General features: G+C 68.6%; 20 protein-coding genes. 6 read left to right on the top strand and 14 right to left on the bottom strand.

The window, feature by feature from the left end:
• Positions 1-63: 63 nt before the first annotated feature.
• From D620_RS0103460 to D620_RS0103450, 3 genes are all read left to right on the top strand, one after another.
• Positions 64-2229: a M13 family metallopeptidase gene (locus D620_RS0103460; protein WP_017664396.1), complete on the top strand. Its 2166-nt coding sequence runs from the start codon at positions 64-66 to the stop codon at positions 2227-2229.
• A gap of 81 nt (positions 2230-2310) precedes the next feature.
• Complete coding sequence (locus tag D620_RS0103455; protein WP_017664395.1) at positions 2311-3114, top strand: undecaprenyl-diphosphate phosphatase; 804 nt, start codon at positions 2311-2313, stop codon at positions 3112-3114.
• A 97-nt stretch (positions 3115-3211) separates the two neighbouring features.
• Complete coding sequence (locus D620_RS0103450; protein ID WP_017664394.1) at positions 3212-3472, top strand: hypothetical protein; 261 nt, start codon at positions 3212-3214, stop codon at positions 3470-3472.
• 106 nt (positions 3473-3578) lie between these two features.
• Here D620_RS0103450 and phhA read toward each other — a convergent pair whose 3' ends face one another.
• Positions 3579-4469: a phenylalanine 4-monooxygenase gene (gene phhA / locus D620_RS0103445; protein ID WP_017664393.1), complete on the bottom strand. Its 891-nt coding sequence runs from the start codon at positions 4467-4469 to the stop codon at positions 3579-3581.
• A 101-nt stretch (positions 4470-4570) separates the two neighbouring features.
• Between phhA and ppk2 the strand changes: the two genes are divergently transcribed.
• Positions 4571-5344: a polyphosphate kinase 2 gene (ppk2, locus tag D620_RS0103440; RefSeq protein ID WP_017664392.1), complete on the top strand. Its 774-nt coding sequence runs from the start codon at positions 4571-4573 to the stop codon at positions 5342-5344.
• Between the two features lie 31 nt (positions 5345-5375).
• Here the strand turns inward: ppk2 and D620_RS0103435 are convergent, their stop codons facing one another.
• The 6 genes from D620_RS0103435 to D620_RS14590 all read right to left on the bottom strand — a co-directional run bounded on the left by D620_RS0103435 (position 5376) and on the right by D620_RS14590 (position 10627).
• Positions 5376-6236: an FAS1-like dehydratase domain-containing protein gene (locus tag D620_RS0103435; RefSeq protein WP_017664391.1), complete on the bottom strand. Its 861-nt coding sequence runs from the start codon at positions 6234-6236 to the stop codon at positions 5376-5378.
• The gene (locus D620_RS0103430; RefSeq protein ID WP_017664390.1) at positions 6233-7474 is read right to left on the bottom strand and encodes an acetyl-CoA C-acetyltransferase; all 1242 of its coding nucleotides are present in this window, start codon (positions 7472-7474) and stop codon (positions 6233-6235) included. The genes D620_RS0103435 and D620_RS0103430 overlap by 4 nt, the downstream gene beginning before the upstream one ends.
• Positions 7471-8703, bottom strand: coding sequence for a CoA transferase (locus tag D620_RS0103425; RefSeq protein WP_017664389.1), 1233 nt, complete (start codon positions 8701-8703; stop codon positions 7471-7473). Before D620_RS0103425 ends, D620_RS0103430 begins: the two co-directional genes overlap by 4 nt.
• Positions 8704-8847: 144 nt before the next feature.
• Complete coding sequence (locus D620_RS0103420) at positions 8848-10047, bottom strand: acyl-CoA dehydrogenase family protein (RefSeq protein WP_017664388.1); 1200 nt, start codon at positions 10045-10047, stop codon at positions 8848-8850.
• Between the two features lie 38 nt (positions 10048-10085).
• Positions 10086-10319 (bottom strand): hypothetical protein, encoded by a 234-nt coding sequence (locus D620_RS0103415; RefSeq protein WP_017664387.1) that lies wholly within the window; start codon positions 10317-10319, stop codon positions 10086-10088.
• A gap of 14 nt (positions 10320-10333) precedes the next feature.
• Positions 10334-10627 carry a hypothetical protein gene (locus D620_RS14590; protein ID WP_017664386.1) on the bottom strand — a complete coding sequence of 98 codons (294 nt, stop codon included), beginning with the start codon at positions 10625-10627 and terminating at the stop codon, positions 10334-10336.
• Between the two features lie 145 nt (positions 10628-10772).
• On the opposite strand from D620_RS14590, the gene D620_RS0103405 reads away from it, so the two are divergent.
• A complete protein-coding gene (locus tag D620_RS0103405; RefSeq protein ID WP_017664385.1) occupies positions 10773-11726 on the top strand; it encodes a right-handed parallel beta-helix repeat-containing protein in 954 nt (317 codons plus the stop codon).
• 432 nt (positions 11727-12158) lie between these two features.
• On the opposite strand, the gene ribA is transcribed toward D620_RS0103405, so the two are convergent.
• A complete protein-coding gene (ribA, locus tag D620_RS0103400) occupies positions 12159-13232 on the bottom strand; it encodes a GTP cyclohydrolase II (RefSeq protein WP_051020527.1) in 1074 nt (357 codons plus the stop codon).
• Between the two features lie 2 nt (positions 13233-13234).
• Positions 13235-14023 carry an exodeoxyribonuclease III gene (locus D620_RS0103395; protein WP_017664383.1) on the bottom strand — a complete coding sequence of 263 codons (789 nt, stop codon included), beginning with the start codon at positions 14021-14023 and terminating at the stop codon, positions 13235-13237.
• A gap of 163 nt (positions 14024-14186) precedes the next feature.
• On the opposite strand from D620_RS0103395, the gene D620_RS0103390 reads away from it, so the two are divergent.
• On the top strand, positions 14187-15587 hold the full coding sequence (locus D620_RS0103390) for an alkaline phosphatase (protein WP_017664382.1): 1401 nt from the start codon (positions 14187-14189) through the stop codon (positions 15585-15587).
• A gap of 468 nt (positions 15588-16055) precedes the next feature.
• Here the strand turns inward: D620_RS0103390 and D620_RS0103385 are convergent, their stop codons facing one another.
• The 5 genes from D620_RS0103385 to pabB all read right to left on the bottom strand — a co-directional run bounded on the left by D620_RS0103385 (position 16056) and on the right by pabB (position 20011).
• Positions 16056-16727, bottom strand: coding sequence for a LolA family protein (locus D620_RS0103385; RefSeq protein WP_017664381.1), 672 nt, complete (start codon positions 16725-16727; stop codon positions 16056-16058).
• An 80-nt stretch (positions 16728-16807) separates the two neighbouring features.
• Positions 16808-16975, bottom strand: a complete 168-nt coding sequence (gene rpmG, locus D620_RS0103380) for a 50S ribosomal protein L33 (RefSeq protein ID WP_017664380.1) — start codon at positions 16973-16975, stop codon at positions 16808-16810.
• 138 nt (positions 16976-17113) lie between these two features.
• Positions 17114-17536, bottom strand: coding sequence for an alternative ribosome rescue aminoacyl-tRNA hydrolase ArfB (arfB, locus tag D620_RS0103375; RefSeq protein ID WP_017664379.1), 423 nt, complete (start codon positions 17534-17536; stop codon positions 17114-17116).
• Positions 17529-18188, bottom strand: a complete 660-nt coding sequence (locus D620_RS0103370) for an RluA family pseudouridine synthase (protein WP_017664378.1) — start codon at positions 18186-18188, stop codon at positions 17529-17531. The genes arfB and D620_RS0103370 overlap by 8 nt, the downstream gene beginning before the upstream one ends.
• Entirely contained in the window at positions 18185-20011 is a 1827-nt protein-coding gene (gene pabB / locus D620_RS0103365) for an aminodeoxychorismate synthase component I (protein WP_017664377.1), read from the bottom strand. The genes D620_RS0103370 and pabB overlap by 4 nt, the downstream gene beginning before the upstream one ends.
• Positions 20012-20282 lie beyond the last annotated feature (271 nt).

Genomic DNA, 20282 nt, shown 5'->3' with positions numbered 1-20282 from the left:
GTGCGACGTTACGGTGACACCATGCGGCAGCCTGCCGCCGCTTCACAGGGACCCAAGACGCACATGATCCACAAGACCGCCGCCCTACTCGGCGCGAGCCTGCTGGCGCTCGCCGCACCCGCGCTTGCCGACGAACACCGCCACGACGAGGCGACCGAAACGCTCCAGAGCACCGAGGCCGCGCCCGCATCCGCGCTCCCCACCATCAGCTTCGGCACGTGGGGCTATGATCCCGCCTACATCGCCGCCGACATCGAGCCGGGCGACGATTTCAACGCCTATGCCAACAAGCGCTGGATCGACGCCAACCCGCTTCCGCCCGAATTCAGCCGGATCGGCGCTTTCACCCTGCTCGGCGAGAAGAGCACCGCCGACGTCAAGGCGCTGGTCGATGCGTTTGCCGCGAAGGATCCGGCCAGCCTCTCGGCCGATCAGAAGCGCATTCTCGATACCTACCGGACCTTCCTCGATACCGACGCGATCGAAGCCGCCGGCCTTGCCCCGGCGCAGCCCTATCTGGCGCGCATCTTTGCCGCGAACACCCTCGACAAGCTCGCCGCGCTGTGGGCCGAGCCGGGCATTCCCAGCCCCTTGAGCGGCGGGGTGACGATCGATCCCAAGCAGCCCGACCGCCAGATCGCCAGCGTCGGCTTCGGCGGGCTGGGCCTGCCCGACCGCGACTATTATCTCGACACCACCGAAAAGGGCCGCGCGATCCAGGCCAAGTACAAGGCCTATCTCGCCTTCCTGCTGGGCGAGGCGGGCTACACCGACCCGGCGGCAGCCGCCGAGGCGGTCTATACCTTCGAGGATGCCATCGCCCGCGGCATCGCCTGGGACCGCGCGGTGCGCCGCAACCGCGACCTCACCTACAACCTGCTGAGCGCCCAGGAACTCGCCGCGATCGGCGGCAAGGTGCCGGTCACCGCGATGCTGGCGCAGATCGGGATCGCCAAGAGCCCCGGCTTCCTCGCCAGCCTGATGCCGCCGACCGATGCCGAGATCGCCGCGAGCAAGCTCGACACCGCGAACCTCGCCAAGATCGGCAGCGGCCTGCCCGGCATGTTCGCGCTGCTCGGCGAGACCGCGCCTGCAACCTTGCAGGCGTGGATGGCCAAGGAGTTCCTGTCGGCCAACGCGCCGGTGCTCCCCAAGCGCTTCGACGATGCGCGCTTCGCCTTCTACAACCAGACCCTGCAAGGCACCCCCGCCCTGCGCCCCCGCTGGAAGCGCGCCATCGCCGAGACCGAGGGGCTGATCGGCGAGCTGGTCGGCAAGGAATATGTCGCGCGCTATTTCCCGCCCGAAAACAAGGCGGCGATGGACGAGCTGGTGGCGAACCTGCGCAAGGCGCTTGGGGCATCGATCGACGAGATCAGGTGGATGAGCCCGGAAACCAAGAAGCAGGCCCGCGCCAAGCTTGCAAGCTTCGACCCCAAGATCGGCTACCGCTCCAATCTCGAGACCTATGAAGGCCTGGCGATCACCCCCGGCGACCCGATCGCCAACCGCATGGCGGCGGCGAAGTGGGCGCTTGCCGACAACGTCGCCAAGCTCGGCCAGCCTGTCGACCGCACCGAATGGGGCATGCTGCCGCAGACGGTGAATGCCTATTACAACTCGGTGAAGAACGAGATCGTCTTCCCCGCCGGCATCCTCCAGCAGCCGTTCTTCGCGCTGACCAACGATATCGCGGTCAATTACGGCGGGATCGGCGCGGTGATCGGCCACGAGATCGGTCATGGCTTCGACGACCAGGGCTCGAAGTCCGACGCCAGCGGCGCGCTTCGCAACTGGTGGACCGACGCCGACCGCGCCGCCTTCGACAAGCTCGGCGATGCCCTGGTGGCGCAATACAACGGCTTCTGTCCGCTCGATGCCGGCAAGACCTGCGTCAATGGTCGGCTGACGCTGGGCGAGAACATCGGCGATGTGGGCGGGCTGTCGATGGCCTACCGCGCCTACAAGCTTGCCACCAAGGGCAAGGAGGTCCCGGTGATCGACGGGTTGACCGGCGACCAGCGCTTCTTCCTCGCCTGGGCACAGGTGTGGCGTTCGACCCAGCGCGAGGAGAATTACCGCAACCGCCTGCGCACCGATCCGCACAGCCCCGAGGAATACCGCGTCAACGGCGTCGTGCGCCAGCTCGACGAATGGTACGAAGCCTTCGGCGTGAAGCCGGGCGATGCGATGTATCTGCCGCCCGAAAAGCGCGTGCGGATCTGGTAAGTGTAACGAAGGGCCCGCCGGATCATCCCGGCGGGCCTTTTGGTTTGACTTGACCGCCGCCCTCGTCGAAGCGGTGCGCCCATGACAGACACCATCGCCGCGATCCTGCTCGGCATCCTCGAGGGGCTGACCGAGTTCCTGCCCGTCTCCTCGACCGGACACCTGATCCTTGCCACCGAGTTCCTGGGCTTCGACCAGAGCGAGTGGGAGGTGTTCAACATCGCCATCCAGCCCGCCGCGATCCTTGCCATCGTCGTGCTCTACTGGCGCACGTTCTGGGATGTGGCGAAAGGCCTGCTGGGCTTCGAGAAGGGCGCGCTCGCCTTCGTTGGCAACCTGTTGGTGGCCTTCTTGCCGGCGGTGATCCTCGGCCTTGCGTTCGGCGATGTCATCGAGGGCTTTCTCGGCAATGCAGTGCTGGTGTGCTGGTCGCTGATCGTGGGCGGCATCGCGATCCTTGCGATCGAGCGTTGGGCCAACCCCCCGGCCGAGGGCCCCGGCGTCGCCGGCGTCCCCTTGCGCACCGCAGTCCTCATCGGGCTTGTCCAGTGCCTTGCGATGATCCCGGGGGTGAGCCGTTCGGGGGCGACGATCCTCGGCGCGATGGCCTTCGGGGTGGACCGCAAGACGGCGGCCGAATTCAGTTTCTTCCTCGCCGTGCCGACCCTGTCGGGGGCGACCGTCTACCAGCTCTACAAGCACGGGAGCGGGCTGACCGGCGATGACCTGCAACTGATCGCGATCGGTTCGGCGGTCGGTTTCGTCACCGCGCTGGTGGTGGTCAAGCTGTTCGTCGCGGTGGTGACGAAGATCGGCTTTGCGCCGTTTGCCTGGTATCGCATCGTGCTCGGCGCGGCCGGCCTTGCGTGGCTGACGCTGGGATAGCGCACTTTCTCGGAACCAGCCGCGCTGCCGCTGGTTAGAAAGGCGAACCGCGCTGGCGAAGATGCCGCCGGGCGACCTTTCGGAGACCTAGGACAAAATGGCGTTGCTGGTGCTGATCGTGTTGGGGGCAACTCTGGGCTGGCTGGCCTCGATCCTCGCGCGGACCGAGGCGCCGGGCAGCATCCTGCGTCAGGTTGCCCTCGGCATGGGCGTGTCGGTGGTCACCGGCGAGATCGCCAATGACGGGGCGATGATCGGCAGTCTTTCCTTCCTGAGCCTCGGCGTCGCGCTGGCGGCGACCGCTGCGGCGCTGGTGCTCTACCACGCGATCTTCACGCGGCGGCGCGCGAAGGCGTAATTTGTTTCGCCCTCAAACGCCGGGCGGCGGACGTCCGTCCGCCTTGGCTTTCGCGGCATGAGCCGCGGCGGCCGTTCGGCCTTGCGGGGCCTTCGGCCCCGACTGCTTAAACCGGCGCCGCCCCGCTTCCCCGCCCGCCGCGCAGGTGATATTCCTGGGTGCCGCGGTGCAGCACATTGTCGACATCGATCACCGCCGCGTTGGCATAGGTGAACGCTGCCGGCAGGCTGCGATACAGCCGGTCGAAATCGCGCTCCACCGTCTGGCGGTAGAGATCGGCGAAGCTCTCGATCACGAAATAGGTCGGTTGCAGGTCGCTGATAACGTAATCGGTGCGCATCACCCTATCGACATTGAGCATGATGCGGTTGGGGCTCTGCGCCTCCACGGCGAACCGCGCCTCCGCCGGGCCGGAGAGGATCCCCGCACCATAGGCCCGCACCTCGCCCGCTTCCTCGATCAGGCCGAATTCGACCGTGTACCAGTACAGCGCGCCCAGCGCCTTCAGCCGGTTGTAGCGCATCGCCTTCCACCCGGCGCGGCCATATTCCTGCATGTAGTCGGCATAGACCGGGTCGGTGAGCATCGGCACATGGCCGAACACGTCGTGGAAGACATCGGGCTCCTCGATGTAGTCGAACGTCGCGCGCGTGCGGATGAAGTTGCCCGCGGGGAAGCGCCGGTTGGCAAGATGCCAGAAGAACACGTGATCGGGGATCAGCATCGGCACCGGAACGACGCTCCACCCGGTGAGCGCGCCCAGTTCCTCCGAAAGCGGGCCGAAGTCTGGCACGCCGCCGCGCCCGAGATCGAGCTTTTCGAGGCCTGCCATGAAGGCACTGCACGCGCGGCCCGGCAACACCTCCATCTGCCGGGCGAAGAGATCGTCCCATACCGCGTGATCCTCGGCGGAGTAGACGGTCTGAGCCGGCTCCAGCCAGTCCTCACCCACATGCGAGGGCCGCGCGAGCGGCGCGGTGAAGACATCGGCCGCCATTTGCGGCAGGGTGGCATAGTCGGGCCGGGGGTCTGCAAGAGTCGCCATGGTTGCAAGCGATACTACTTCGGCCCGCGAAGGACAAACAGGAGGGCCCCCCGATGGGCATGAAGCGCAAGGAATACGAGGCGGCGCTCGCACCGCTGACGCTCGAACTGGTCAGCATGGCGCGCTGGGTGAAGGCGAGCGGAGCCCGGGTGGTGGTGCTGTTCGAGGGCCGCGATACGGCGGGCAAGGGCGGCGCGATCACCGCCGTGCGGCAGGACCTCAACCCCCGCCAGTGCCGCACCGTCGCGCTCTCCAAGCCGACCGAGGCGGAGCTGGGCCAATGGTATTTCCAGCGCTACGTCGCCCACCTGCCCACCGCGGGCGAGATCGTGCTGTTCGACCGTTCATGGTACAACCGCGCAGGCGTCGAGAAGGTGATGGGCTATGCCGATGACGCGCAGGTCGAGGCGTTCCTGAAGGCCGTGCCAGCCTTCGAAAAGTTGCTGGTCGACGACGGCATCCTGCTGTTCAAATACTGGCTCGCCGCCGATCAGGCGCAGCAGGAGGAGCGCCTGCGCGAACGGCTCGATGATCCGTTGAAGCGCTGGAAGCTCTCCCCCATCGACCTCGCCGCCCGCGCAAAATACGATGATTACACCAGGGCGCGCGAGGCGATGCTGAAGGCGACCCACACCAGCCACGCCCCGTGGACGCTGGTCGATTTCAACGACCAGAGACGAGGCCGGCTGACGCTGTTGCGCGATCTGCTCAGCCGCGTCCCCGATACGCACGCGGAGCCCGACGCTATCGATTTTCCCGACCTGGGCAGGAAGCCCGCGAAGGAGAAATACAAGGTGCTGAAGCCGATTGCCGATTGGGAGGGGTGAAGTGCTCCCCTCCCGCCTGCGGGAGGGGCGGTCAGATGCCCGCGCTCGCCTGTGTCACCTGCCGGCCGTCCCCGGCGAACGCGGCCAGCTCGTAACCCTCGCCCCCATTCGGATGGGCGCGCATCACCAGGTGCAGCGGCTCGCCCGCGATGGCGGGGGAGAGGCCGCGGAAGGCGAAGCTGCGCAGCCGGTTCTCGCCCAGCTCGCGCGCCGCCAGTTGCAGCAGCAGGCTCGCGGTCAGGGGCCCGTGGACCACCAGCCCGCGATAGCGCTCCACCCCTTCTGCATAGGGCGCGTCGTAGTGGATGCGGTGGGTGTTGAAGGTCAGCGCCGAATAGCGGAACAACAGCCGCGTGTCGGGGATCAGCACGCGGGCAGCCTCCCACCCGGCAGGGTCGAACGTCGCTTCCCCCGGCGGGGGAGGCGAAAGCGGCGCATCGGGCGCGGCGGCCTCGCGGTAGACCAGCGTCTGGGTCTCGATCACCGCGATCGTGCCATTGGCCTTGGTGACATGCTCGACATCGACAAAGGCGAGGCGGCCCGATCCGCCCTCCTTCTCGCTGACCGAGGCGACGCGGCTGACCCGTTCGATCACCGCCCCGATGGCGATGGGGGCGTGGAAGGCGATCTTGCTCGAAGCCCACATCCGGCGCGGCATAAGGAAGGGGGGCAGGAAGCTGTCGGCGCTGTCGTCACGCGCGGGATGCCCGTCCTGGCCGAGCCGCGCGGTGGGCGCTTCGGGGGTGCAGAGCGCGAAGTGGATGCCCTGCGGCATGACCGGCGGGTGCGGGCGGGCAAGGTCGAAGGTGGCGAGCCAGCGTTCCGCCAGCCCTTGATCCAGCCGGTCGCCCGCGCGCTGTTCGCGCCCGATCCACGCCGAAAAGTCGCTCACGCCGCCCGCTCGAACACCGCGGCAATGCCCTGGCCGCCGCCGATGCACATCGTCTCCAGCCCGTAGCGGACCTCGCGCCGGTGCATCTCGTGCGCCATGTCGGCAAGGATGCGCCCGCCGGTCGCGCCGATGGGGTGGCCAAGGCTTATCCCTGAACCATTGACGTTGAGGATCTCGCGGCGGCTGTCGTCCGCGCTCCAGCCCCAGCCCTTGAGCACGGCGAGCACCTGCGGGGCGAAGGCTTCGTTGAGTTCCACAAGGCCGATATCGTCCCAGCTGTAGCCGCGCCGTTCGAACAGGCGCTCCACCGCCGGCACCGGGCCGATGCCCATGCGCGCCGGATCGCAGCCCGCCGCCGCCCAGCCGCCGAACCACAGCATCGGGGTGAGGCCCAATTCCTCCAGCTTGTCCTCGGCGACCACCAGACAGGCCGCCGCCGCGTCGTTCTGCTGGCTGGCATTGCCGGCGGTGACGATGGCTTGCGGGTCACGCTTCACATCGATGGGGGCGAGCTTGCCGAGCGTTTCCATGCTGGCGTCGGTCCGGTAGCCCTCGTCGTGGTCGAAGATTTGCGCGTCGCCCTTGCGGGTGGGGATGGTGACCGGGACCAGCTGCTCGGCAAACTTGCCGTCCGCCCACGCCCGCGCCGCATTCTGGTGCGAGCGGACGGCGAAGGCATCGGCGTCCTCGCGCGAAATGCCGTAATCCTTGGCGAGGTTTTCGGCGGTCTCGATCATGCCGGTGATGACCCCGAAGCGTTCGACCGGCTGGCTCATCACCCGCCCCCGGCTGAGGCGGTCGTGGAGCACCATGTCCCCCATCCGCACACCACCGCGCGCGGCGAGGGTGTAGTGCTCGACGGTCGACATCGATTCGACCCCGCCCGCGACCACCACGTCGGCCATCCCGGTCTCGACCATCATCGCCGCCGTCGCCACCGCCTGCACGCCCGATCCGCAGCGCCGGTCAAGCTGGAAGCCGGGGACTTCGATGGGCAGGCCTGCGGCAAGCCAGCTCCAGTGGCCGATCGCGGGCGCCTCGCCATTGCCGTAACCTTGCGAGAACACCACGTCATCGACCCGCGCCGGATCGATGCCGGAACGTTCGATCAAGGCCTTGAGGATCACCGCGCCAAGCTGGCCCGCGTTCATGCTCGAAAGCCCGCCGAGGAACTTGCCCACCGGGGTGCGCAGGGGCGAAACGATGGCGGCCCTGCGATTTTCCGGGCGTCTGGTCATGTCTTGTCCTTGTCTGAAAGAGCCACCGTCCCCGCATCGACCAGCTTGCCGATGGCGCCGGAGGAAAGCCCGAGCTTTTCGGCCAGCACTTCCTCGGAATGTTCGCCGAGGTAGGGGGCGGGGGCCGGGTCGCCCGCGTCGCGGCCCGGGAGGTTGGCGAAGCTGCGGGTCGCGGGGTATTCGAAGCCCGAGGGGTTGGCAGGGGCAGGGCCGAACAGCGGGTTGCCTGCCACCAGCACCGGATCGTTGGCGGCCTCGTAGGCAGTGCGATAGCGCTCGAAGGTGCAGGCCTCGGCGGCCATGCGCGCCTCGAGCGTCGCATAGTCCATCGTGTCCGCCGCGCTCTGGAACAGGGCGAACAGCGCGTGGCGGTGATTGAAGCGCGGGGTATCCCTGTCGGCGAAGCGGACGCCATGTTCGGCTTCGAGCGCAGCGATGCCGTGCTCGACCCCGAAGGCCTTGACCAGCCCGCTCCACTGCTTGGGGGTGAGCGCGGCGACCATGAAGCGCACCCCGTCCCGGCTGCGGAAGTCCCGCCCGAACGCGCCCCAGATCGCATTGCCCAATCGCTCGCGGTCTCCCCCGCGATAGAGCACTTCGGCGAGCAATCCGGCATTGGCCATGGTGCCGATCGCGACGTCGCCCAAGGGCAGGCGCACCTCGCTGCCCTCGCCCGTGCGGTCGCGGTGGCGCAGCGCTGCGAGCATGGCGAAGGCACCATAGGCCCCGGTGATGAAGTCCCACGCGGGCAGCACCTGGTTGACCGGCGGGGCGGTCGCCGGGTCCCAGTCCTCGGGCCCGCACATCAAGGGGTATCCGGCGGCCGCGTTGACGGTGAAGTCCATCGCCTGGCGTCCGTCATGCCAGCCCATGACGCGAAGGGAGATCATGTCGGCGCGCCTGGCCTGCATGGCGGCGTGGCTGAGGAAGGACTGTTCGGGCAGGTTGGTGATGCACTGGCCCACCGCCCCCGCCAGCTCCACCAGCAGCTCGCGCCCCTCGGGGGATTGCAGATCGAGCGAGACCGATTTTTTGGCGCGGTTCAGGTTCTCCCACGAGAGCGAGCGCCCCTCGGCGGTCAGCATGTAGCGGTTGTAATCGAGCCCGCCTGCCTTGTGGTCGACCCGGATCACCTCCGCGCCCAGCTGCGCGCAGTAAAGCCCCGCGGTGGGCGAGGCGACGAAGCTGGAGACTTCGACGATCGAGAGGTCGGAGAGGAGGTTATACATAAAACTGGGGGCCAACCTTACTAAACGCGCTGCATCGGCCCGCAGGGCCGCAAGGGCGCCAAAGAGTTCCGGCGCCCGCCCGCAGCGACGGGGCCTTCAGGCCCCATGAGCGAGGATTTCGCAGCACGGATGGGCTGCGGAAGATCAAGCATCTTTCCACTCGCGCAGCATGTGCTTGGCGATCTGGAGCTGGAGGATCTGCGTCGTGCCTTCGTAGATGCGGTAGATGCGCGCATCGCGGAAGAAGCGTTCGGCGTCGTATTCGGCGAGGTAGCCCGCGCCGCCATAGATCTGCACCACGCGGTCGACCACGCGGCCGCACATTTCGCTCGCGAAGACCTTGAAGGCGGCGGCCTTCACAAGGATGTTCTCGCCCCGGTCGGCGCGCGCGGTCACATCCTTCATCATCGCCTCGGCCGCGTAGATCTCGATCTCGCTGTCGGCGAGCATCTGCTGGATCAGCTGGAAGTTGGCGATCGGCTCGCCGAAAGCCTTGCGCTCGTTGGCATAGCGCAGCGCCGAATCCAGCGCGCGGCGCGCATAGCCGGTCGCCGCCGCGCCGACGCTGATGCGGCCGTTGTCGAGGCTCTTCATGGCGAAGACGAAGCCCTTGCCGGTCTCTCCGCCGAGCAGCGCGTCGCCCGGCACGCGCACATCGTCGAGCATGATGTCGCAGATGTGCGAGCCCGACTGGCCCATCTTCTTGTCGGGGCTGCCGCGCGAGATGCCGGGGCTGTCCATCGGCACCAGAAAGGCGCTGACATGCGCGTTCTTGGGCAGCGCTTCTTTGTTGGTGCGCGCCATGATCAGCGCGACATCGGCGTAGGGCGCGTTGGTGATGTAGCGCTTGGTGCCGTTCAAGATCCACCCGTTGCCATCGGGATCGGGGGTGGCGGTGGTCGCCATTGCGGCAGAATCGCTCCCCGAGCCCGGTTCGGTCAGGCCAAAGCACGCGATGCGGCCCTCGGCGACCCTGGGAAACCATTCGGCCTTCTGCGCCTCGGTAGCGCCGTTCTTCAGCGCGCTCGCGAACATCCCGACATTGATCGAGAAGATCGAGCGGTAGGCGGGCGCGGCATAGGCCATGATGTTCACGACGCGGGCATATTGCGTCATGTTGAGCCCCGCGCCGCCATATTCCTCAGGCACGGAAAGGCCGAACAGGCCCATCTCGCGCATCTCGCCCACGATATCCTCGGGCACGCGGTCTTCGGCGATCACCTGCGCTTCGGCGGGGATCAGGCGTTCGCGGACATAGCGGGCGAGCTGCTCGGCGAATTGTTCGAAGCTCTCTTCATCCATGCCCGGGATGGCGGGCGCGGCGAGATGGGCGGGGGCGTTCATGGTGTGGGCATCCTTGAGATAGCGCGCGCCTCGCCCGCCTAACGGCGGGCCGCGGCGGCGTCGCCTGTCATTTCGGCAGGCGCGGGGGTTGCGGGCGGCGGATCGGTCGGCAGCGCTTCGGGCGGGAGGCGGCGCTCGTCGAGCATCTGCGCGGCCTCGTCGAGCGTCTTGGCCTCGCCCGGGCTGACCGCGCCGGGCGCGGCCGCCTGCTCGCGCCCGCAGGCCGCGAGCGCGAGAGTGAGGGCGAGGGCAAGCAATCGGGCGCGGGCCATGGCGGGCGGGCGGCCTATTCGGGCGCGTCTTCGCCCTTGCCAGCGGCTTCGAGCGCCTTGGCGGCAACCGCCGCCCCCGCATCGCCGGCGGCAGTCGCGCCCGGTTCGGGCACGGCGGGTTCGGGCGCATCGGTCGCGGTCGCGGACGGATCGGCGACGGGCACATCGCTGACCGGCTCCAGCGCGCTGTCGGCGGGCATTTCGACCGTGTCGGCGCTCGCCTCGGTCGAGGCGTCATCGGCGCTGCCGCAGCCGGCCAGCGTCAGGCTGGTGGCTGCCAGAACAACAAGGGATGCGATCTTGCGCATGGCGGGGTTCTCTCCTCTCGAATGTGCGGGGCGCAAAGGGCGCGCATGGCCCGGCCCGCTTCGGACACGGGTTTAGCCGCGGCTTGCCCCCGCCGCCAAGCGGCAAATGGTGCCTTAACCATTGGCGCGTAGAATCGCCCGCGTCATGACCCGCAAGCCCTCCTTCGCGCTCAACGCGCTCGCCGCCGCCATGCTGGTGCCCACCGCCGTGCTGGTCGCCCAGCCGGTGCCCGAAGCCTTCACCGTGGCCGAGACCGGCCAGAGCTTCGGCACGCTCCAGGAAGCGGTCGACGCGATCGGCAACGGGCGCAGCACGATCCGCATCCAGCCGGGCACCTATCGCCAATGCGCGGTGCAGGAGGCGGGCGTGATCGTCTACGAGGCGCCCCAGCCGGGCAGCGTCACCTTCACCGCACGGTCGTGCGAGGGCAAGGCCGCCTTCGTGCTGCGCGGGCTGGGCGCGGAAATCCGCGGCATCACCTTTGCCAACCTGCGCGTCGCCGATGGCAACGGCGCAGGCATCCGTCTGGAGAAAGGCGCCCTCAACGTCGCCTATGCGCGCTTCGAGAACAGCCAGCAGGGCATCCTCACCGCCGACGATCCGCAGGGCCGCATCTACATCACCCGCTCGACCTTCACCGGGCTTGGCACCTGCGAGAACTCCGCGGGCTGCGCGCATTCGATCTACATCGGCAATTACGGCTCGCTGACCGTGCGCGAGAGCCGCTTCGAGCGCGGCATGGGCGGCCACTACGTCAAGGCGCGTTCGAAGGAAGTGGCGATCGAGAACAACAGCTTCGACGATGCGAACGGCAAGGCGACCAACTACATGATCGACCTGCCCGCAGGCAGCATCGGCCGGATCGCCGACAACTGGTTCGTCCAGGGGCGCGACAAGGAGAACTACTCGGCCTTCATCGCGCTGGGCGCGGAAGACCTGCTCCACACCTCCGAAGGCCTCAAGGTCGAGGACAACGAGGCCCGCTTCGTCCCCGGCCTCACCCGCAGCAGCGTGTTCCTCGCCGACTGGACCGGCAGCCGCGTGGTGATGCAGGGCAACCGCATCGCGGGCGGGATCAAGCAGTACGAGCAGCGCTGAGGCTTGCGCCAGCCCGCAGGCGGCAGGCTCTGCCCTGCGGGCATGGCGCGCGCAACACTCTTGCGAAGTTCACGAAGTTCACATTGCAAAACCTGCAATCCTACAGGATTTCCGCAAGCCTTTCAGCCGGTTGCGGGGTAAAAACGAAGTTCACACATGTTCGCGCGTTTTCGCCGCATGATCGGGTGTGCGGATGTGCGTGCGGGGCATCGACAATGGGAAAGAGCGCCGCGAGCGTAACGCTTTACCGGCCTGTAGGAAAGCGAGCGGCACGACCGCTTTCGGGCATGCCGATGGGCTGTCCGGTGGGCGGCAAGTGGGTGGGGAGGTGCCGCCCCCTCCCCGTCACCCGATGTCCGGCACGCGGTGACGAAGGCGGGAGAGCGTCTCTTTCGGGCCGGTCCACGATTTGCCGCCCCACGGTGACGCACCTCAGAACAGCAGATGCCCCGAGCGATCCCGCTTGGTCGCCAGATAGCGGGCATTGTGGGGGTTTTCGGGGAGCTGGTGCGGCACGCGTTCGCTCACCGTGATCCCCGCCGCCTCGAGCGCGCGCACCTTGGCCGGGTTGTTGGTGAGCAGGCGAATGGTGCCCGCTCCCAGCAGTTCCAGCATCCGCGCCGCCACCGGAAAATCGCGCGCTTCATCGGGCAGGCCGAGGCGCTGATTGGCCTCGACGGTATCGAACCCCTGATCCTGCAAGCGGTAGGCGCGCAGCTTGTTGATGAGGCCGATCCCGCGTCCCTCCTGCCGCATGTAGAGGAGGATGCCCCACCCGGAGTCCCCGTTGCGCGCCTCGTGCGCCATCGCATGGAGCGCGGCGTCCAATTGCGGGCCGCAGTCGCATTTGAGGCTGCCGAGGATGTCGCCGGTCAGGCACTCCGAATGGAGCCGCACCAAGGGCTGGCGGTCGCCTGACTGCTTGCCGATGACGAGCGCGACATGTTCGCGCAGGTCCGCAGCGGAGCGGAAGGCGACGATTTCGGCATCCTCATAGGCCGATACCGGCAGGCGCGCGCGGGTGACGATCTTCAGCGCGCCCGCGTTGGTATAGGCGGCCAGATCGCCGAGCGCGACGGGCAGCGCCTCGCCTGCGGCTTCGGCGTTCACCATGAAGGCGGGGAGGATGCCTGCGATCCGCGCCAGTTCCAGCGCTGCGGCGGCGGTCTCGGCCCAGTCGAGGCTGACCGCCTTGAACGGGCCCTTCAAGGGGTTGCCGAGGTCCAGCGCCGGATCGGCGATGGGCAGCGCGTCGCGGATCGTAAAGTCCTCTCCGCCCGCGATCAGCACGGGGGCGTGGGGGACGGCGGCCTCGCGCTGGTTGGCGAGCTTGAGGGTCGCGGCGCGCGCGGCGGAGATCAGCATCTGCGGCGCGCGCGCACCGGGCGCGGTGGCGGTCTCGACCGGCAGCAGCACCGCCCCCCCCTCGAACGCCAGCGGCCAGCCGTGGCGCAAGCCGTCCACGGCCTGTGCGGCGCGGCGCTCGGGAGACGGGGCGGGCGACAACGTCAGAGGTCGAACTCCGTGATCAGCGGCACATGGTCGGAGGGCTGCTCCCACGCGCGGGCCGCTTCGATCACGCGGTGGCTGCGCGATTGCCGCGCCACCTCGGGCGAGGCCCACATGTGATCGAGGCGGCGGCCCTTGTCGTTCTCCTGCCAGCCGGGATTGCGGTAGCTCCACCAGGAATAGTAGCGCTGCGGCGCGGGGATATGCTGGCGGCCGCAATCGACCCAGCCGTGGGCGTCCTGAAAGCGCCCGAGCGTCTCGACCTCGACGGGCGTGTGGCTGACGACCTTCAAGAGCTGCTTGTGGCTCCACACATCGCTTTCCAATGGCGCGATGTTGAAATCGCCGACGATCAGCGTGGGCTTGTCGAGCGTGTCGGCCCAGCGCGTCATGCGCCCGAGAAAATCGAGCTTCTGGCCGAACTTGGGGTTCACCTCGCGGTCCGGCACGTCGCCGCCGGCCGGGATGTAGACGTTTTCGACCAGCAGGCCCTTGCCCACCACCTCGACCCCGATGTGCCGCGCCTCGCCATTGTCCTGCCAGTCGTGGCGGGTAACTTCGCGGATCGGCACGCGGGCGACCGTGGCGACCCCGTGGTAGCCCTTCTGCCCGCTCACCGCCTGATGGGTGTAGCCCAATGCCGCCAGCGCCTCGGCCGGGAAGAGGTGGCTCTCGCACTTGATTTCCTGGAGACACAGGATGTCGGGCGCGGCCTCGGTGAGCAGCTTTTCGATGAGGCCGATGCGCAGGCGGGCCGAGTTGATGTTCCAGGTGGCGACGGTCAGCATGGGGCGGGACTTAGGGTAGCGCGTCCCCGTCCTCAAGTGGCGGATGCGAAGCACAGCCGAAAGGCTGAACCGGCAGGACGACAAGGACACCGAAACTTCTAGCTTTCACTTTATCGTCAAACGGCGGCGCGATAGACGCGGGCAAGCTTTCCGGAGACCTGCCATGATCACCCGCACCCTGCTCGCCGCCCTGCTCCTCGCCTCCACCGCCGCCAGCCCCGTGCTCGCCAAGGAGCGCCGCGCCAGGCCCCCGCAGGAACCGCGCGCGAAGAACGTCATCCTGTTCATCGGCGATGGCATGGGCATCTCGACCATCACCGCCGCGCGCATCTATGACGGCCAGAAGCGCGGGGAGACGGGCGAGGAGAACAGCTTGAGCTTCGAGAAATTCGAGCATGTGGCGCTGGTCAAGACCTACAACACCAACGCGCAGGTCCCCGATAGCGCCGGCACGGCGACCGCGATGCATTCGGGGGTCAAGACCCGCATCGGGGTGCTCGGGATCGGGCCTGCGGCGGAAAAGGGCGTGTGCAGGGACGCGCTCGCCCACCCGCTGCCGCTGCTGGGCGAAGAGGTGAAGGCGCGCGGCCTCGCCCTGGGGATCGTCACCACCACCCGCATCACCCACGCGACCCCGGCGAGTGTCTATGCCCGCTCGGCCGACCGCGACTGGGAGGCCGACAGCAATATCCCCGCCGACCAGCAGGTGGGGTGCAAGGACATCGCGCTCCAGCTGGCCGAGGCGCAGTTCGATGTCGCGCTCGGCGGGGGTGCGCGCAGTTTCTACGGCAAGAGCGGCGGCGGGCGCAGGAGCGATGTGGCGGCCGATCTGCCCGCGCAATGGGCGGCGAAGAACGGCGGGGTGGTGGTCAAGGATGCCGCCAGCCTCGCCGCGGCGCCGGCCGGCAAGCCGGTGTTCGGGCTGTTCAACGCCGATCACATGACCTTCATGGCCGAGCGCAAGACGGATTCGTCCGAACCCACCCTCACCGACATGACCGCTGCCGCGATCGCGCGGCTCAAGGCCGATCCGCAAGGCTTCTACCTGATGGTCGAGGGCGGGCGGATCGATCACGCGCACCACGCCGGCAAGGCGGGCTTCGCGCTCGAGGAGGCGGTGGAATTCGCCCGCGCGGTGCAATATGCGGTCGATCACACCGATCCGAAGGAGACCCTGATCCTGGTGACCGCCGATCACAGCCATGTCTTCACCATCGCCGGCTATCCGCAGCGCGGGAACGACATCCTCGGGCTGGTGGTCGCGCCTGTGGGGCGGGGCGAGGATGGCGGCGACGGCACGAGCCCGGTGCTGGCGGCGGACGGCAAGCCCTACACGACGCTCGGCTATGCCAATGGTCCGGGCGCGGTGAAGGGCGAGCGCCCGGTGCCGCAGACCGGCATCGCCGCGACCCAGCAGGCGCTGGTGCCGACCGGCGGCGAGACCCACGCCGGCGAGGATGTCGCGCTGTTCGCAACCGGCCCGGGAGCGGCCCGCGCCCACGGGGTGATCGAGCAGAACGTGATCTACAGCATCATCCGCAAGGCGCTGGGCTGGGAGAAGTAGGAGAAAGAGTCTTTTGTTTGCGCTCTCAAGCGCCGGGCGCAGCGCGTTCGCGCTGCTTGGCTGTCCTCGCATAGGCTCGGGCGCGCGTTCGCGCTTGCGGCCCTTCCTTCGGGCCGGTTCATCGTCCCCTTGAAATGTCGTGCTGGGATCGGTCGCAAAGCGACCGCAAGGCCGAACGGCCGCCCGCAGCGACGCGGCCTTCAGGCCGCATGAGAGAGGATTTCGCGCGCCGGAGGCGTGCGGAACACAAAAAACGCGAAAACCCCCGACCCGGGGGCGATGGGTCGGGGGTTCCATGGAGCGTTCGTCACGCTTGTGCAAGGCAGGCCCTTGGTGAAGGGTGGGCAACAGGGGGGAAACCTCCCTTCGGCCCGCCTTGTTGAGAAGAATTAGCCCGTCTCGCCTTTCACGCACATGAACGCTGCAAGGTTTCTGTCGCTTTCATACAACCGTTCGTCGGACGGGCGTTCACCCCGGGCGACGAGCCGTGCGGCGGGGATCCTTGAAGGTGAAGGTGCTTTCGGCCACCGCCACGCCGTAGCGCTGGTTCGACAGTTCGACCCGCGTGCGATTGTTCTGCGCATCGAGCGCGACCCAGTAAGTGAGCTGCAAGCCCCCGGGCGCGGCGGCGTTCCTGACGAAGATCAGCGTGATCATCCCGAATTCGGGCTTCTTGGGATCGCGCACCTGGACGCTGATGACGTCCCGGTTCGAGGTCGGCATCAGCTTGCCGAAGCGCTTCACGTCCTTTTCGGGATCGAACAGCGCCCCCAGCGGCGAGTTGCCGATCGGCCAGCGTTCGACCTGGTTCACCTCGTAATCGATCACATAGAGCGATTTGCCGTTCGAGATGACGAGGAAATTGGCGGACTTGCCGTAATCGAAGCGGATCTTGCCGGGGCGCTTCAGGGTCATCACGCCGCGCAGGGACTGTCCGGCGCGGTCGGTCTGGACGAAGTCGGCCTTCATCGTCGAGATCGCCCGCAGCGCGGTGACGACACGGTCGAGATCGGAGGCCTGGGGCTGCGCAGCGGCCGATGCGGTCAGCGGGGCGGTGTCACCGGGGGCTAACCCAAGCGCAAGCGCCCCGGCGCCAAGGCCGAGGGCTGCGAAGCGAAGCTTTGTCGAAGCTGTTTTCATGCCGCTGCGACTAGGGCGCGAGGCTTGAACTGTCGATGAATTACCGCGCCGCGCCATCACGCTGCGGGCGCGCGGGAGCCTTACTTGATCTTGGCTTCCTTGAATTCGACATGCTTGCGCGCGACCGGATCGTACTTGCGGAAGCTCATCTTCTCGGTGATGTTGCGCGGGTTCTTCTTGGTCACGTAGAAGAAGCCGGTGCCCTCGCTCGAGACGAGGCGGATCTTGACGGTGGTGGGCTTCGCCATGGCGGGTTCCTGTCAACTGGGTCGGCCCGGTGGATGCAAGCGGGCGTCAAAAAAGCAAATAGCGGCGCGCCCGGAAGGCCCGGCACACCGCCACACGGGCGCGCCATTCGCCGATTCACGGGCAAAAGTCAATAAGCCTCACCAGTCCGATGCGCTCGGCCGCCCGCGCCCGGCCTTCACCGCGCCGCGCGCCTTCTTGACCTTCAATCGCTCGGTCTTGCCGACGCGGTTGACCCGGGTCTTGGCGCGCCGCTTGGGTTCGACCAGCGCGGTCTCGATCAGCGCGGCGAGCTTTTCGCGCGCGTCCTGGCGGTTGGCGTCCTGGGTGCGGTGGGCCTTGGAGGTGACGATGAGGTCGCCGTTCCCCGCCAGCTTCGCGCCCGCGAGCTTCCTCAGCCGCGCGAACACCGGCGGCGACAGGCGCAGCGCGTAGATGTTGACGCGCAGTTCCACTTCCGTTGCGACCTTGTTGGCGTTCTGCCCGCCCGGGCCCGATCCGGCGAGGAAGCTCTCGCTCGCCAGCCGTATCGCCCGCGCGCAGAGGGGCTCCTCGTCATCCATCGCTCGCCCCGAGCGCGCGGAAGTCGGCGGGCAGCGGCGCGCGGGCTGCGATGGCGGTCTTGCCGGGTCGCTCCACCGTCAGGCTCTCGGCGTGGAGCATGGTCCGCTTGGCCGCGCCCGCATGGCCCGCGCCATAGACCGGATCGCCCAGCAGGGCCGCGCCCAGCCCCTTCAGCGCGTGCACCCGCAGCTGGTGCGTGCGCCCGGTCTCGGGCCGGAAGCGGATCAGGCTGTGGGGGCCGAGCTGCTCGACCAGCTCCCAGTGCGAGACGGCGGGCTTGCCCTTCTTGGCCGCGATCATCCGCCAGCCTTTCTCGGCCGAACTGATCTTGGCCAGCGCAAGTTCGATGGTGCCGCCCGTGCCCGGCGGGTGCCCGGCGAGGATCGCGAGGTAGGTCTTGCCCACCAGCCGTTCTTCAAAGGCGCGGTTGAAGCGGGCGAGCGCCTTGGGGTTGCGCGCCAGCAGCAGGCAACCCGAGGTGTCGGTATCGAGCCGGTGCACCGCCACCGGCGCGCGCTGGAAGCCCAGTTTCAGGCGCTCGAGGTGGTCCTCGAGGCAGATCCCGCCCTTCCTCGGCCGGTCGACCGCCATGCCCGAAGGCTTGTCGATCACCAGCGCCTCGCCGTCTTCGTAGAGGATCGGCAGGCTCATGCGAGCACCGCCTTCATCAGCCCGCGCAGCGCGTTGCCGACGAGGAAGCCGCCGGAGAGGTCATCGAGGGTGAGGTCCCCCTCGCGCGCGCGGCCCCGTGCGATGAGGCTCGCGCGCAGCACCCCGGGCAGCAGGCCGAGGCCAAGCGGCGGGGTGACGAGCACGCCGTCCGGCCCTTCGGCGAACACGCTGGTCCAGCTGCCCTCGGTGACCAGACCCCCACCCGCTTTGGCGCCGCGCACCAGCAGCGCCTCGTCCGCGCCCAGCCCGCGCGCGGCGGCGAGCGCGTCCTCGTAGAAGCCGCGATCGGAGGTCTTGTGCATGAGGCGCCAGTCGGAGGGATCGAGCGGATGCGGCAGGGCGGCGAGCTTGACCGGCGCGGGGACAGCGGCGGGGAGCGGCGCGGTCTCGAGCGCGCTCGCCCCGCTGCGCGCCACCAGCAGCCGCACCTTCGCGGGCGCATCGAGCTCGAAGCACAGCGCCTGGATCTGGTTGCGCAAGCCATGGCGGTCGAAGGCGAAGCCGAGCGTGGCCGCGCTCGCCTTCATCCGCGCGAGGTGGTCTTCAAGCAGCGCAATGCCGGTGTCGGGCTCGAAGCGCATCGTCTCGATGAGGTCGCACTGCGGGGCGGCGAGGCCGGGCGCCGCCCGCCGCACGAAGCCTGCCTTGACCTCGCACTCGCGCCGTTCGGCGAGGGGATCGCTGTCGGCAACGATCGCCGAGCCGATGCCGAGCACCGCCGCGCCTTGCCCGTTCTCGATAGGGGTGAGCCGGAGCGTGCGGATCGCGACGTTGAACGCCGCGCTACCGTCTGCATCGATCCGGCCGATCGCTCCGCAATAGGCCCCGCGCGCATCGCGCTCGGTTTCGGCCAGCAGCTCCATCGCGCGGATCTTGGGCGCGCCGGTGATCGAGCCGCAGGGGAACAGCGCGCGCACCAGATCGACCGCGCCCTTGCCGGGGCCGAGCCGCGCGCGCACCGTGCTGACCATCTGGTGCACCGTCGGGTAGCTCTCGACCGCGAAGGGCGCATCGACCCGCACGCTGCCCGCCTCGGCGACGCGCGACAGGTCGTTCCTCATCAGGTCGACGATCATCAGGTTCTCGGCGCGGTCCTTGACCGAGGCCGCCAGCTCTTCGGCCGCAGCGCGGTCCGCCTCGGGCGAGGCGGCGCGGGGGCGGGTGCCCTTCATCGGCTTGACCTTGGCCTCCTGGCCGTTGAGAGCCACGAACAGTTCGGGCGAGAAGCTCAAGAGCCAGTGCGTCCCGTCGAACACCAGCCCGCCATAGCCCGCTGCCGCCGCGCCGCGCAGTGCGGCGTAGAGCCCCACGGGGTCGCCGCGGTAGGAGCCGGCGAGCGGGTAGGTGAGGTTGGCCTGGTAGATGTCGCCGGCAGCGATCGCCTCGCGCAGCGCCGCGAAGGCCGCGCCGTAGCCGCCGGGCGAGAGCTGCGGTTCCAGCGGGCCGAGCGTGCCCGGCCCCTCCGCCCGCTCCGCCAGCCACGCGGGCACAGCGGCGGCGGCGATGCGCTGCGGGGCGCCGAACAGGCCGAGCCACACCAGCGGGCCGTTCGCTCCGGAGCGCCGCGCGGCGCGGGCGACCAGCCGCGGTTCGAGCGCCAGCCCCGCCTCGTAGGCGATCACCCCTGCAAGCGCGCCGCCCTCCGCCAGCCGTGCGGCTTCCGCCGCGGCCAGCACGGTCCCGACCTCCTCGGGCCGGTGCGCGACGAACAGCGCGCGCGGCGCCTCGTAGAGCAGCGCATCGGCAGCGCCTGCGCCGGAGCGGGCGTCATCGAGCAGCACGAACGGAGCAGGCGATCCCATCACGCCGCCCGCCTTGGCCCAATCGCGTTGCGAAGTCGAGCGCCGCGCGGCCTGCGGGCGCCTGTAGGAGACACATGAGACACTGTCCTGGGCCCGAAATCCGCCCCCCGCGCGCCGCGCCCGGGGCAGGGCTGCGGCGGGGCGTTGCGGGGCAATCGGCACGTCATCCCCGCACCCCTAACAGACCGTGCGCGTGTAGGAAACGCCTGCCCGCGCGCTCGACAGGCGAGCCAATTGCGATATGGGAGAGCATCGACACCAGGGCGACGGG

It is taken from the genome of Porphyrobacter sp. AAP82 (assembly GCF_000331285.1).
Classification (GTDB): domain Bacteria; phylum Pseudomonadota; class Alphaproteobacteria; order Sphingomonadales; family Sphingomonadaceae; genus Erythrobacter.
Note: the sequence above shows the minus strand (reverse complement) of the source record. Positions and strands in the feature narration are given on the sequence as shown.